The organism is Dyella sp. AtDHG13 (assembly GCF_003201105.1).
Taxonomy (GTDB): domain Bacteria; phylum Pseudomonadota; class Gammaproteobacteria; order Xanthomonadales; family Rhodanobacteraceae; genus Dyella; species Dyella jiangningensis_B.
This window is the reverse complement of record NZ_QICJ01000005.1, coordinates 45892-59483: the sequence shown is the minus strand read 5'-3', so window position 1 is coordinate 59483 and position 13592 is coordinate 45892. Positions and strand designations below refer to the sequence as shown.

Annotated in this window: 14 protein-coding genes and 1 tRNA gene; 8 read left to right on the top strand and 7 right to left on the bottom strand. The window is 66.6% G+C overall.

The genetic code is table 11. The features are described 5' to 3' along the window. Positions 1 to 64: 64 nt before the first annotated feature. From thiD to BDW41_RS10085, 4 genes are all read right to left on the bottom strand, one after another. Positions 65 to 850, bottom strand: coding sequence for a bifunctional hydroxymethylpyrimidine kinase/phosphomethylpyrimidine kinase (thiD, locus tag BDW41_RS10100; protein ID WP_074551526.1), 786 nt, complete (start codon positions 848 to 850; stop codon positions 65 to 67). Between the two features lie 111 nt (positions 851 to 961). Next, positions 962 to 2341: a PhoH family protein gene (locus BDW41_RS10095; protein WP_074551528.1), complete on the bottom strand. Its 1380-nt coding sequence runs from the start codon at positions 2339 to 2341 to the stop codon at positions 962 to 964. 151 nt (positions 2342 to 2492) lie between these two features. Continuing rightward, positions 2493 to 2954 carry a peroxiredoxin gene (locus tag BDW41_RS10090; RefSeq protein ID WP_074551529.1) on the bottom strand — a complete coding sequence of 154 codons (462 nt, stop codon included), beginning with the start codon at positions 2952 to 2954 and terminating at the stop codon, positions 2493 to 2495. Positions 2955 to 3233: 279 nt separating this feature from the next. Next, positions 3234 to 3800, bottom strand: coding sequence for a glycine cleavage system protein R (locus tag BDW41_RS10085; protein WP_110301579.1), 567 nt, complete (start codon positions 3798 to 3800; stop codon positions 3234 to 3236). Positions 3801 to 4080: 280 nt separating this feature from the next. Between BDW41_RS10085 and dapA the strand changes: the two genes are divergently transcribed. Together dapA and BDW41_RS10075 are read left to right on the top strand one after the other, a co-directional pair. Further along, on the top strand, positions 4081 to 4974 hold the full coding sequence (gene dapA / locus BDW41_RS10080) for a 4-hydroxy-tetrahydrodipicolinate synthase (RefSeq protein ID WP_074551531.1): 894 nt from the start codon (positions 4081 to 4083) through the stop codon (positions 4972 to 4974). 38 nt (positions 4975 to 5012) lie between these two features. Further along, positions 5013 to 5606 carry a hypothetical protein gene (locus tag BDW41_RS10075; RefSeq protein WP_074551533.1) on the top strand — a complete coding sequence of 198 codons (594 nt, stop codon included), beginning with the start codon at positions 5013 to 5015 and terminating at the stop codon, positions 5604 to 5606. Positions 5607 to 5707: 101 nt separating this feature from the next. On the opposite strand, the gene fdxA is transcribed toward BDW41_RS10075, so the two are convergent. Together fdxA and BDW41_RS10065 are read right to left on the bottom strand one after the other, a co-directional pair. Continuing rightward, positions 5708 to 6031 carry a ferredoxin FdxA gene (gene fdxA / locus BDW41_RS10070; protein WP_074551535.1) on the bottom strand — a complete coding sequence of 108 codons (324 nt, stop codon included), beginning with the start codon at positions 6029 to 6031 and terminating at the stop codon, positions 5708 to 5710. Positions 6032 to 6081: 50 nt separating this feature from the next. Further along, positions 6082 to 6157: transfer RNA gene (locus tag BDW41_RS10065), tRNA-Glu, on the bottom strand. A 188-nt stretch (positions 6158 to 6345) separates the two neighbouring features. Here BDW41_RS10065 and pcnB point away from each other — a divergent pair. The 6 genes from pcnB (at position 6346) to pgi (ending at position 12186) form a co-directional block, all read left to right on the top strand. Then, positions 6346 to 7704 carry a polynucleotide adenylyltransferase PcnB gene (gene pcnB, locus BDW41_RS10060; RefSeq protein ID WP_074551615.1) on the top strand — a complete coding sequence of 453 codons (1359 nt, stop codon included), beginning with the start codon at positions 6346 to 6348 and terminating at the stop codon, positions 7702 to 7704. Next, positions 7701 to 8183 (top strand): 2-amino-4-hydroxy-6-hydroxymethyldihydropteridine diphosphokinase, encoded by a 483-nt coding sequence (gene folK / locus BDW41_RS10055; protein WP_074551537.1) that lies wholly within the window; start codon positions 7701 to 7703, stop codon positions 8181 to 8183. The genes pcnB and folK overlap by 4 nt, the downstream gene beginning before the upstream one ends. Before the next feature lie 56 nt (positions 8184 to 8239). After that, positions 8240 to 9070 carry a 3-methyl-2-oxobutanoate hydroxymethyltransferase gene (gene panB, locus BDW41_RS10050; protein WP_074551539.1) on the top strand — a complete coding sequence of 277 codons (831 nt, stop codon included), beginning with the start codon at positions 8240 to 8242 and terminating at the stop codon, positions 9068 to 9070. A gap of 25 nt (positions 9071 to 9095) precedes the next feature. Beyond that, positions 9096 to 9941: a pantoate--beta-alanine ligase gene (gene panC, locus BDW41_RS10045; RefSeq protein WP_074551541.1), complete on the top strand. Its 846-nt coding sequence runs from the start codon at positions 9096 to 9098 to the stop codon at positions 9939 to 9941. 100 nt (positions 9942 to 10041) lie between these two features. Then, positions 10042 to 10428: an aspartate 1-decarboxylase gene (gene panD / locus BDW41_RS10040; RefSeq protein WP_074551543.1), complete on the top strand. Its 387-nt coding sequence runs from the start codon at positions 10042 to 10044 to the stop codon at positions 10426 to 10428. Between the two features lie 114 nt (positions 10429 to 10542). Then, positions 10543 to 12186 carry a glucose-6-phosphate isomerase gene (pgi, locus tag BDW41_RS10035; protein WP_074551545.1) on the top strand — a complete coding sequence of 548 codons (1644 nt, stop codon included), beginning with the start codon at positions 10543 to 10545 and terminating at the stop codon, positions 12184 to 12186. Positions 12187 to 12236: 50 nt separating this feature from the next. Here pgi and queG read toward each other — a convergent pair whose 3' ends face one another. Further along, positions 12237 to 13307 carry a tRNA epoxyqueuosine(34) reductase QueG gene (gene queG, locus BDW41_RS10030; protein WP_074551546.1) on the bottom strand — a complete coding sequence of 357 codons (1071 nt, stop codon included), beginning with the start codon at positions 13305 to 13307 and terminating at the stop codon, positions 12237 to 12239. Between the last annotated feature and the right edge of the window lie 285 nt (positions 13308 to 13592).

Genomic DNA, 13592 nt, shown 5'->3' with positions numbered 1-13592 from the left:
CATTCTACTCCCTGAACCGGTGGGCGCCCGGGCGCCGGTTCAGCCGGCGTGCGGATTTGCCGCGTCAATGGCCCAGCACATGGACCGCGCCGCCGCCGGGGCGGTAGCTGCGTTCCAGCGCACGCTGCACATAGGCTACGGCACGGCGCACGGCCGAGCGGGGCGCCTGCCCCTTGGCCAGTTCCGCCGCGATGGCGGAGGCCAGCGTGCAGCCGGTGCCATGTCCCTCGATGGGCCGGCGGCGATGGCGTAGCTCCATCACGCCGCGCGCGTCGTAGAAACGGTCGATGACCTCGCGTTCGTCCGAATGGCCGCCCTTGAGCAGCACGGCCTGCGCGCCGAGCGCGAGCAGCGCTTCGCCCGCGCTGTCGAAGTCCTTGGTCTTGCGCAGCTTGCGCCCCAGTAGGGCCTCGGCTTCCGGCAGGTTGGGCGTAAGGATATCCGCCAGGGGAATCAGCTCGTCCACCATGGCCTGCACGGCGTCCTCGTCGAGCAGGCGCGCGCCGCTGGTGGAGATCATCACCGGGTCGACCACCAGCCACGCCGGCTTGCGCGTGCGCATTTCCTTCGCCACCAGCTTTGTCACCGCGGCGCTGCCCAGCATGCCGGTCTTGACCGCGCCGATCGGAAAATCGTCGAACACGGCATCGATCTGGCTGCGGATGTGCTTCGTGGGCACGGTATGCACGGCCGTCACGCCGCGCGTGTTCTGCGAGGTGATGGCGGCGATGACGGAAAGGCCGTGCACACCGCGTGCATGGAAGCTCTTCAGATCAGCCTGGATGCCAGCGCCGCCGCCGGAGTCGGAGCCGGCGATGGTGAGAGCGATGGGGGGCGAGGCGTGGGGCATGACGCGTTCCGTGGGCTCCGGTTCCGGGCATTATCGCAGCTCGAATGTCGACGGGTCCGCGGAAGGAGAGGGCGGCGTTCCGGCATGAATCGCCGTAACGCCGCCACATGGTTACAACGCCTCCGACGCAAAATCCGCCAGTCTTGAACGCTCGCCACGGCGCAGCGTGATATGCGCTGAGTGTTCCCAGTGCTTGAAGCGGTCCACGGCGTAGGTGAGGCCGGAGGTGGTCTCGGTGAGGTACGGCGTGTCGATCTGCTCCACGTTGCCGAGGCAGACGATCTTGGTGCCGGGGCCCGCGCGCGTGATCAGGGTCTTCATCTGCTTGGGCGTGAGGTTCTGCGCCTCGTCGATGATCAGGTAGCGCGACAGGAAGGTGCGTCCGCGCATGAAGTTGAGCGAGCGGATCTTGATGCGCGAGGCGAGCAGGTCGTTGGTGGCCTGGCGTCCCCAGCTGCCGCCTTCTTCCGGGTTGGCGAGCACTTCGAGGTTGTCGGTGAGCGCGCCCATCCACGGCGTCATCTTTTCTTCCTCGGTACCGGGCAGGAAGCCGATGTCCTCACCCACGGACACCGTGGCGCGCGTCATGATGATCTCGCGGTAACGCTGCTGGTCCATCACCTGCGCCAGGCCGGCGGCGAGCGCGAGCAGCGTCTTGCCGGTGCCCGCGGTGCCGAGCAGGGTGACGAAGTCCACGTCCGGATCCATCAGCACGTTGAGCGCGAAGTTCTGCTCGCGGTTGCGCGCGGCAATGCCCCAGACGCTGTGGTTGGCGTGGCTGTGATCGTCAAGCAATACCAGCGTGGCCTTGGCGTCGTCCACGTGCAGCACGCGCAGTTCCACGCTGTTCTCGCCGGGCAGGAACAGGCATTGGTTGGGATACCAGTCCTCGTCGTCGCGGCGGTCGAGTTTGTAGAACGTGCGGCCGCGTTCGTTCCACGACTGCACTTCGGGATGCTTGTCCCAGAAGTCTTCCGGCAACTCGGTGGAGCCGGTGTAGAGCAGGGTGAAGTCGTCGAGCGCGCGGTCGTTCTCGTAGTCTTCGGCGTCGATCCCGTAGATCTTGGCCTTGATGCGCAGGTTGATGTCCTTGGTGACCAGCACCACCGCGCGGTCGGGGTTCTGGTCGCGCAGTTCGATCACTGCGGACAGGATCAGGTTGTCCGCCTTGCCCTGGCCGTTGGTGGTGCGCTGCTGGAAGTACAGCCGGCCCACCGCGCCGCCGCGCTTGATGTTGACGCCTTCCGGATTGGACAGCTCGATGCCATTGCTGATGCCATGGCCATTGCCGCGCACAATCAGTTCGTTGAGGAAGCGGCTGACCTGGCGGCCATTGCGCGAGACTTCGGATGCGCCTTTCTTCTTCTCGTCCAGTTCCTCCAGCACCGTCATCGGGATGAAGACATCGTGCTCTTCGAAGCGGAACAACGACGTCGGATCGTGCAGCAACACATTGGTGTCCAGAGCGTAGATGCGCTTGCTTCCGGTCATACGGAAGAGACCTCTTGGGCGTGCGAGGTGGATGAACCGCGGCATGCGGCATGCCGCGGGAGCCCGGCCAATCCGGCCGGTTTGCCATGCGCCGCGTTGAGCGCCCGTGCCAGGGAGCGGGCGGCGACATGGCGAAAGGAGCGATGCAGGGTCACTTGGCGGGAATGGCGTCGAGCACGGCCTGTGCGTGTCCGGTGACTTTCACGTTGCGCCATTCCTGGGCCAGCCTGCCTTCGGGATCGATCAGGAAGGTACTTCGTACGACACCCATGTGACGTTTTCCATACAGCACCTTCTCGTGGATCACGTCGAAGGCCTTGCACCAGGTTTCCTCGGGGTCGGAAACCAGCGGGAACGGCAGTTCCTGCTTGGTGGCGAAGTTCGCGTGGGACTTCACCGAATCGCGCGAGACGCCGATGATCTGGGCGTGGCGCTTCTGGAACTTGGGGTAGAGGTCGCGGAAGTCCTTGGCCTCGGTGGTGCAACCGGGCGTTGAGTCCTTCGGATAGAAGTACACCACCACCCACTGGCCTTTGAGGCTGTCGAGCTTCAGTTCGCTGCCATCGCCGGTCGGACCTTTGAGCTTGGGGACTTTCTTGCCAACGTCGGGCATGGGTTCTCCTGCGAAGCCGTGGCCGGCTTCGGCTGCGTGTTCTGGATCAAGGGGAACGGGGCAGCGGAGGAGGGCGTAGGGGCGTTCGATGTACGCCCTGCGATCGATGCGACTCGACCCTCCTGCTGCATGCATGCCTCTCCGGTGCTGCCCTCGGGGACAGAGACTAGCGCTTGGCGGGGCGAATGACAGCCCTTGCGGCAGGTGCTCGCGAGGAGCATGCTCAAACACCCGGCCCGCAGGCCGGAAAATCCGGTGATCAGCGCGTGCCCGCGCCGCTCAGAATTTCACCGGATCCATGATGGCATCGAGATTCAGGCCATCGCAGAATTCCAGGAAATCGTCCCGCAGCGCCGCGATGTGCGTCGCGGCGGGAATGCCGATGGTGATCTGCGCCTGGAACATGTCCGCGCCGGTCTGCATGGCCTGGTAGCGCAGCGAGCTGAGCTGCTCGATGACGATGTCGCGGCGGTCGAAGAAATCGATGATCTTGACCAGGATGCCGGGCCGGTCCGCCGAGATCACCTCGATCAGGTACGGCAGCAGGTGGGAGTGATGCTCGCGCGGCCCCGTGCGGTAGAACGACAGCCGCAGGTCCTCGTCGCGCGCCAGCTTGGCCAGGGCGGTTTCGAGCTTGGCCACGGCATCCCACGCGCCGGTGGCGAGCAGGGTCAGCGAGGTGTCCGCCCCGATCGCGGCCACGCGCGCATCGGCCAGGTTGCAGCCGGCCTCGGCGATGCGCTTGGCCAGCGTCAGCAGCGGTGCGCGCGGCGAGGGGGTCAGCGTCTGGATCAGCAGCTGGTTGTCGCTGCCCGTGCGCGCGGAAGAACGGTTCAAGGAGTCCACCTGTGGCGGCCCCGCACGAGGCGGGTCAAAAAACACATCCGTCGAGCTTACTGGCCGGCCAAGGAGCCCCGCAAGTAAGGCGCTGGCCCGGCTCCGAGGACGCACTGGTTGGGAAGGACTTGATGGCCGCCATCGCCGCGACCTGGCTTTCCGCAAGATGAACAGTCGCGCCGGGCGTGAAATCCCCTGTTGCCCGGGCCGGCGGCTGGCGGCGGTCTTGTATTGGCGTAAGAGGCTTTTCCAGTAACATGCGGGGTTTGGTTTTCAGCCGGAGCCGGTCTTGGACATTCGCGGAAGCATCTGCGCGCTGGTGACGCCGTTCTCGGCGGATGGCGGGCTTGATCTCGCGGCTTTCGGAAAGCTGCTGGACTACCAGATCGCTGGCGGCACCGAGGGCGTGGTCGTGGCCGGGTCCACCGGCGAAGCCCACATGCTCGAGCATGAGGAATACGAGCGCCTGCTGTCCTTCGCGGTGGAGCGCGTGGCTGGCCGCATCCCGGTCATCGCCGGCACCGGCGAGGCGGGCACCGCCAAGACGGTGGCGTTGACCCGCCGCGCGAAGGCGCTGGGCGCCGACGCGGCGCTGGTGGTCGCGCCGTATTACGTGCGTCCCACCCAGGAAGGCCTGCGTCGCCATTTCCTTGAGGTGGCCGATCACGGTGGCCTCCCCGTACTGCTTTACAACGTCCCCCCGCGCACCGCCTGCGACCTGCTGCCGGCGACGGTGGCCGCGCTGCGCGACCACCCGGCCATCGTGGGCATCAAAGAAGCCCAGGGTTCGGACGAACGCATTCGCGCCATGGCGGAACTTGCGCGCCCGGATTTCGTCTATCTGTCCGGCGACGACGGCACGGCCTGCAAGGCCATGCTCGCTGGCGGGGCAGGGACGATCTCGGTGGTAGCCAATCTGGTGCCTCGTGCGTTCCGCATGCTGTGCGATGCGGCGACCGCCGGCGACCGTGGCGAAGCCCAGCGCTGCGATGCGGTGCTGGCACCGCTGGTTTCGGCGCTCAACTGCGCGCCGAATCCGATCGCGGTCAAGGCGGGCTTGCCCCCGCTGGGGCTGGGTTTGGCGGCTCCCCGGCTGCCTTTGGTTGAACTGGAGGACGGCCCGGACCGTGCGCGACTTCGCGAAGCGCTGGCGGCTCTGGCATCCTTGGCGAATGCGGCCTGATTTTTCGGGCAACTGACACTTCTACGGAATCTGCTTACATGAAGAAATCCCCGCTTGTCGTGGCCCTGCCGGTACTGGCCCTGTCCGCCTTGCTGCTCTCCGGCTGCGGCATGTTCCGTTCGCAGAAGGCCTGGGAAACCGCCAAACAGGAAACGCCGCTGGAAATTCCGCCGGGCCTGGACACGCCGTCCACCAGTGCCGCCCTGGTCATTCCCGAGACGGGCGCCAACAACCCCACCGCCAATGGCGCCAGGGCACGCGTCGGCCAGGCCGGTGGCCAGATCGCGGACGGCTTCGTGCTGAACGATACCGTTGACAACACCTATCACCGCGTCAGCCGGGCGCTGGAGAACGGCGACATTGGACAGATCGTGGGGCATGACGACGATGCGCACACGCTTCAGTTGAGCGTGGTCGCGACCGATCAACCCGCCGGGAAGAAGGGCTTCTTCAGCAGCATGTTCAACGGCAAGTCCAGGCAGACCGCCGATGCGCCGGGGGCCACGCCGCACCAGGTGCAACTCACCGTCAACACCAGTGGCCAGGCGGCCAGCGAAGTGCGCGCCCAGGGCGATGCCGCGGCGGTGGCCAAGGTCATCGATACCCTCAAGGGGCGTCTGGGCGGCGGTTGATCCGCTGTTCTCACGGCCACGAAAAAGCCGCCCAATGGGCGGCTTTTTTGCGCAAGCGTGGATGTGGAAAAACGCGTGTGAGCCGGGGCCGGCTGTCGCGCTCAGCGCTCGAGCAGGTTCAGCTTGTCGGGCTTGTTTTCCCATTCCTTGGCGTCGGCCAGGGCGTCCTTGCGCTCGGTGATCACCGGCCAGCTCTTGGCCAGCTCGGCATTCAGCGCCACGAACGATTCCTGGCCCGCAGGGACGTCGTCCTCGGGGTAGATCGCATTGATCGGGCACTCCGGCTCGCAGAGGGTGCAGTCGATGCACTCGTCCGGATCGATCACGAGGAAGTTGGGGCCTTCATGAAACGCATCGACGGGACAAACTTCGACGCAGTCGGTGTATTTGCACTTGATGCAGTTGTCGGTAACGACAAAAGTCATGCTGTCGCGCGCCTGTGGGTGGAAGGACGCGGCCTGTGCCAGGCCGGAGGTGGCGCTCCCTACGAGGTTCGAACTCGTGTTCCCGCCTTGAGAGGGCGGTGTCCTAGACCACTAGACGAAGGGAGCGAAATGCACCGGAGCGCGGTAGTATAGCGGAATTGTTTCGCCCGGCAATGCCCCGGAAGGGGCCGGAACCGATCGGACGGAATGACCAGCGGCCTCTTGGGGCCGAATGGCCGACCTGTGGATGCGGCGGAACGATGCCGCGAATGATCGCTTTGAATGGCGCCCAGCGCCGCAAGGATCCAAACCGCTTGAATCACGACGCAAGGACCAACGCCACGCCTGCATTGCGCATCATCCCGCGCGAGCAGCACGTGATTTCGCGCAAGAACATCAGCAAGGCCGCGCTGCGCGTGCTCTACCGCCTCAACGAGGCCGGCTACCAGGCCTATCTGGTGGGAGGCGCCGTGCGCGATCTCCTGCTGGGCGGTCATCCGAAGGACTTCGACGTGGCCACCAATGCCACGCCCGACGAGGTCAAGAAGCTCTTCCGCAATTCGCGCCTGATCGGGCGCCGCTTTCGCCTGGCCCATGTGGTCTATGGGCCGGAAATCATCGAGGTGGCGACGTTCCGCGGCACCGGCGAGGAAGAAGGCGAGGGCGACCGCCACATCGTCGACGGACGCATCGTTCGCGACAACGTGTGGGGCACCATCGAGGAAGATGCACTGCGCCGCGATTTCCGCGTTAACGCGCTCTACTACGACATCAGCGACTTTTCGGTGCGCGACTACGTCGGCGGCATGCAGGACGTGGAGAACCGCGTGCTGCACCTGATCGGCGACCCGGCCACCCGCTATCGCGAAGACCCGGTGCGCATGCTGCGCGCGGTGCGCCTGGCCGCCAAGCTGGATTTCCGCATCGACACGGCCGCCGCCGCGCCATTCGCCGAACTGGGGCCGCTGCTGGCCGATGCCGCGCCGGCGCGCCTGTTCGACGAGTCGCTGAAGCTGTTCCTGGCGGGGCATGGGTTGAAGAGCTTCCGCATGCTCGAGCAGACAGGCCTGCTGAAGTTCATGTTCCCGGCCACGGCGCGCGCGCTCAAGCGCGGCGACGAGGCGCTGCGCGCCTTGATCGAGCAGGGCCTGGCCAACACCGATGCGCGCGTGGCCGAAGGCAAGTCGGTGACGCCGGCCTTCCTGTTCGCGGTGCTGCTGTGGGGCGAAGTGCGCGATCTGGCGCATACCTGGATGACCAAGGACGTGGAACCGGTCACCGCCTGGGAGCGGGCGGCGACGCACGTCATCGCCGAGCAGTGCCAGCGCGTGGCCATCCCGCGCCGCTTCACGCTGACCATGGAAGAGATCTGGGGCCTGCAGCCGCGCTTCGAGCAAGTGCAGCGCAAGCGCGTGTTCCGCCTGATGGCGCATCCGCGTTTCCGTGCCGCATTCGATTTCCTGCTGCTGCGCGCGGCGGAATCGCCGGCCATTCGCCAACTCGGCGAATGGTGGGATCACGCCCAGCAATTGCCGCCTGAAACGCTGGCCGCCGCTCTGGCGGGCAGTGCTTCGGGTGGTGGTGCGAGCGAAGCGAGTGCGATGCCCAAGCCGCGCAAGCGACGCAAGCGCAAGGCGGCGTCGAAGTCGGGCGGGAAATCGGATCAGGCGTGACCGAAGCATTCATCGCCCTGGGCAGCAACCTGGGTGACGCGCGCGGCCAGGTGCTGCGCGCGTTCGATGCGCTGGCCGGCCTTGCGCACACGCGTTTGATCGAGCGCTCCCCGCTTTACCTCACGCCGCCCTGGGGCGTGGTGGACCAGCCCGCCTTCATCAATGCAGTCGCGCATATCGACACCGCGTTGTCGCCGCATGATCTGCTCGACGCCTTGCTCGGCATCGAGCGCGCCGCCGGACGGGTGCGCGATGGCGAGCGCTGGGGGCCGCGCACGCTCGATCTGGACGTGCTGCACCTGGATGGCGTGACGCTGTCCGACGAACGACTGACCCTGCCGCATCCACGCATTGCCGAGCGCGCCTTCGTGCTGCTGCCGCTGCATGACCTGGCGCCGGATCTGGTCTTGCCGGGCCAGGGGCGCGTCGCCGATCTGCTGGCCCGCGTGGACAGCGCCGGTTGCGAGCGCGTGCCTTGAGCACTTCACGCTTCACGCGGGATAATCCGCGCCTGCTTCCGTTCTAGGACATCATCGTGTACGCGCAAAAAGCGAACGCACCCACGCGCAAGCCGGTCACCGTGCCGTCGCTGCGCGCGATGAAGGCGGAAGGCCGTCGCATCGTCATGCTGACCTGCTACGACGCCAGCTTCGCTGCGCAACTGGAAATGGCCGGCGTCGACGTGGCGCTGGTGGGCGATTCGCTGGGCATGGTGATCCAGGGCCACAAGAGCACCTTGCCGGTCACGCTGGATCACATGGTCTATCACACCGGCATCGTGGCGCGCGGGCTCGATGCGACCTTGCTCATCGCGGACCTGCCCTTCATGGCCGACCGCGATGTCGCGCATGCGCTCGAAGCCGCCGCGCAGCTGGTGGGCGAGGGCGGCGCGGCGATGGTGAAGATCGAAGGCGCCGCCCCGCACATTCTCGAAGTGATCACGGCCTTGGTCGAGCGCGCCATTCCCGTGTGCGCGCACCTGGGGCTCACGCCGCAGTCGGTGCACAAGTTCGGCGGGTTCCGCATCCAGGGACGCGCGCAGGACGCCGCCGACCGGCTGGTCGAGGATGCCAAGGCGGTGGAAGCCGCCGGCGCGGACCTGCTGGTGCTGGAAGGCATTCCCACCGCCCTGGGCGAGCGCATCACGAAGGCCGTTTCCATCCCCACCATCGGTATCGGCGCGGGCCCGCACTGCGACGGCCAGGTGCTGGTGCTGCACGACATGCTGGGCGTCACGCCCGGCAAGCGACCGAAATTCAGCAAGGATTTCCTCGCAGGACGCGACTCTGTGGCTGCGGCGATCGCGGCCTATGCCGAGGACGTGCGCAGTGGCGCCTTCCCGGCGCAGGAACATGGCTTCGACTGAAGCCCCAGAGCTAAAGCAGACCGACATGCAAACAGTGCAAGATGCCGCCCAGCTGCGCGCCGTCATCCGCGGCTGGCGCGGCCAGGGCCTTACCGTGGGCTTCGTGCCCACCATGGGCAACCTCCACGCCGGCCATCATTCCCTGGTCAAGCTGGCCCGCGCCCGAGCGGACCGCGTGGTGGCGAGCGTCTTCGTCAACCCGACGCAATTCGGCCCCAACGAGGATTTCGAGCGCTACCCGCGCACTCTGGTGCAGGATCAGGTCGGCCTGGCCGAGCAGGACTGCGACCTGCTGTTCGCGCCGGAAGTCGCCACGCTGTATCCGTTCGGTGCGCAGAACAGCGTAAGCATCCACGTGCCCCAGCTCACCGAAACGCTGGAAGGGGCGCATCGCCCCGGCCATTTCGACGGCGTCGCCACCGTGGTGTGCAAGCTGTTCAACCTGGTCCAGCCGGATCTGGCGGTGTTCGGCCAGAAGGATTTCCAGCAGCTCAAGGTGATCGAGCGCATGGTGCGCGACCTGTCGCTGCCGGTGAAGATCATGGGTGCGCCCACCCTGCGCGCCGACGACGGCCTGGCGCTCAGCTCGCGCAACCAGTACCTCTCGCCCGAGCAGCGCGCGCTGGCGCCCCAGGTCCACGCCACCTTGCAGCAGATGCGCGACCTCATCGCCAAGGGCCATGCCCGGACGGTGGTGGAGCAGGCCGCCGCGTCCAAGCTGGCGCGTGCGGGCTTCGAGCCGGATTACGCCGCCATCCGGCGGGCGGAGGACCTCTCCGAGCCCGCCGATGGCGAAACCGAGGGCCTGGTGGCCCTGATCGCCGCGCGGCTGGGTTCCACCCGCCTGATCGACAACTTGCCTTTCGACTGACCGGCCCCATCTGGCCCTTGCCGGGACTCTTGTTGCGATGCGGCGCGTCCCGGCGGGATAATGGCGAGCTACGCGGGCTGTACCTGCCGGAACTGAAGTCATGAACCTGAACATGCTCAAGTGCAAGATTCACCGTGCCACGGTGACCCATGCCGAGCTCCACTACGAAGGCTCCATCGCCATCGACGGCCTGTTGCTCGATGCCTCCGGCATTCGCGAGTACGAGCAGATCCATGCGTGGAACATCAACAACGGCAAGCGCTTCGTCACCTACGCGCTGCGTGCCGAGGAGGGTTCCGGCATCATCTCGGTGAATGGCAGCGCCGCGCACCGTGCACAGCCGGGCGATCTCATCATCATCGCCGCGTTTGCGCAGATGTCCGAAGCCGAGGCGGAGCAGTTCCAGCCGACCCTGGTGTACGTGGACGCCAACAACGCCATTTCGCATACCAATCGCTCCATTCCCAAGCAGATGGCCGCTGCCTGACAACACCAGCGCCGCCCCTCGGGCGGCGCATGGGTGCGGCGCAACAAATCCGCTGGCGCGCGGCGCGAAAAGCTGCGTAAGATCGGGATCTCTCCACGCCAAGCATGAGATCCCATGTCGCACGAGCGCCGTCCGTCTTTCCTGGCAGAACACGTCGACCGTCTGGCCGGCACGCATCTTCGTGAGCTGTTGAAGGATGCCGCGCGCGGCAAGCGCCTGCGCCATCGCCTTGGCCCGGTCCTGCTGGATCTCAGCCGCCAGAAGCTCGACCTGCCGGCGCTCGACGCCTTGGGCGCACACGTCGAAGCCTCCGGCTGGCAGGCGGCCCGCGACGCCATGTTCGCGGGCGCACCCATCAACACCTCGGAAAACCGCGCGGTGCTGCATACCGCGCTGCGCGCCAGCGGCTCGCAGCTGCCATCGCCCGCGCCGCGCGAGGCGCTCAAGGAAATCGACGAAACGCTGCGGCGCATCGATGCGCTGGTGAAGGCCATGGAACTGGGCGACGCCAGCGCGTTTGGCGTGGCGCCCGGCATCACCGACGTGGTGAACATCGGCATCGGCGGCTCGGACCTCGGCCCCCGTTTGGCCGTGCGCGCGCTCACGCCGTATCACGTGCCCGGCCTGCGCAGCCACTTCCTCACCAATGTGGATGGCCAGTCCGCCTATGAGCTGATGCACCGGCTCGATCCCAAGCGCACGCTGGTCATCGTGGTGTCCAAGACCTTCACCACGCAGGAAACGCTGCTCAACGGCAACGTCATGCGCGAGTGGATCAGCCGCGCCTACAACGGCGAGAAGGCGGCGGTGTCGCGCCATTTCCTCGCGGTCAGCGCCAACGTGGCCGAAGCGGAGAAGTGGGGCGTGCCCGCGGCGCAGGTCTATCCCATGTGGGATTTCGTTGGCGGCCGTTTCTCGCTGTGGTCGGCGGTGGGCCTGTCGCTGGCGATCGCCATCGGCGCGTACAACTTCCACGAATTGCTGCGCGGCGCGGCCCTGGTCGACGATCACTTCCGCACGGCGGCATGGTCGGAAAACCTGCCGGTGCTGCTCAGCCTGGTGGAGTACTGGAACCGCAACGCGCAGGGCCGCGGCAGCCGCGCCGTGGTGCCGTACGCGGATCTGCTCACCGACCTCACCTCCTACCTGCAACAGCTGGAGATGGAAAGCCTGGGCAAGCAGGTCACGCCGCAGGGCCAGCACGTGACCCAGTCCACCTCGGCGGTGGTGTGGGGCAGCGTGGGCACCAATGCGCAGCACGCCTATTTCCAGTCGCTGCATCAGGGCACGGATGTCGTGCCGCTGGAATTCATCGGCGTGGTCAAGCCCGCGCACGATCTGGGCGCCAACCACGACGCGCTGCTGTCGAATCTGCTCGCGCAGGCCGCGGCGCTGGCGCTGGGCAAGACGCTGGATGAAGCACTCGCCGAAGCCAAGTCGGGCACGGAAGAAGAGCGCCGCGTGCTCGCCGCGCAGCGCACCTTCCCGGGCGACCGCCCGAGCACGGTGATGCTGCTGGACGCGCTGACTCCCGAAAGCCTGGGCGCATTGATCGCGCTGTACGAGCACAAGGTGTTCATGCTCGGCCATCTTTGGGGCATCAACGCGTTCGACCAGTGGGGCGTGGAGCTGGGCAAGGCGATTGCGCGACAGATCCTGCCGGCGCTGGAGGAGGGCGGTTCCGCGCGTGCGGATTCCTTCGATTCCGCCACTCGGGCGCTGATCGAAGCCATCCACGAGCGTCGCATCGCGCAATAACGGCTGCTTGCTGCGGGAGCGCATGTGCGCTCCCGTCGTGCTTCACCGACTCAGGCCGACTGCCGTGCCAATGCCCAGGCCACGTGCTCGCGCACGATGGCGGAGGGATGATCGGCGCGCGCGAGCAAGGCCTGCCGCACTTCCTCGCTGCGCGGCGCATTGCCGAGCGCCACGGCGACATTGCGCAGCCAGCCCTCGTAACCCGTGCGGCGGATGGCCATGCCTTCGGTGCGCTGCAGGAACTCCTGTTCGCTCCAGCCGAACAGCTCCACCAGCTTCGCGCCGTCCAGTTGGTGGCGTGGCGCGAAATCCGGTTCCGTCGCGTCCTGCGCAAACTTGTTCCAGGGGCAGATCAATTGGCAGTCGTCGCAGCCGAAGATGCGGTTGCCCATCGGCTCGCGCAGTTCTTCCGGAATGCTTCCGCGCAACTCGATGGTGAGATACGAAATGCAGCGCCGCGCATCGAGCTTGTACGGCGCGACGATGGCCTGCGTGGGGCAGATGTCGATGCAGCGCCGGCAACTGCCGCAATGCGCGCTGGCCGCTGCATCGATGGGCAGGGGCAGGTCGGTGTAGAGCTCGCCGAGGAAAAAATACGAGCCCGCGCTGCGATTGATGAGCACGGTGTGCTTGCCGATCCAGCCCAGCCCGGCGTTGCGTGCCAGCGCTTTTTCCAGCACCGGCGCGGAATCGACGAAGGCGCGATAACCGAAGTCGCCAATGGCGCCGTGGATGCGCTCGGCCAGTTTCTGCAGCCGGTTGCGCATCAGCTTGTGGTAATCGCGGCCCAGCGCGTAGCGCGCGACGTAGCCTGCCTCGGCATCGTGCAGCACGTTCCAGGCATTGCGCGTGCCGGGCGGAATGTAATCCATGCGTACGGAAATCACGCGCAGCGTGCCCGGTTCCAGTTCGGCGGGGCGGCTGCGCTTGTCGCCGTGGCGTGCCATGTACTCCATCTCACCGTGATGGCCGTCGTCGAGCCAGCGCTTGAGGTGCAGTTCGTCTTCGCCCAGGTCGATGCCGGCGATGCCGCAATCGGCGAACCCCAGCTCGCGCGCCCAGCGCTTGATGTCGAGCGCGAGCGCGGCGTAGCCGGCGGATGGCGTGGAAACGGAAGACATGCGCGTATTGTAGGCGGGCTAAGAGCCTGTTCACGATCTCCGCGTGGCCCGCGCCGGGAGCTGTTTGCACGCAGGACAAGGAAGAGCGAGGGCACGCGGGGAGTGGCCATGGATGGCCACGGTTTTGAGGAGCGAGGAGTGTACGTCCGTACACGACCGAATGATGACGCCGGCCTGCGGGCAAACAGACCCGGCCCGGAGGGTTGTTCTTGAGCGGCCACCCAACGGCACCGCGCGGCTTGACCTGCCCACCAGGCAGGCGCTGCGCCACGCAGCGCCGCCGGG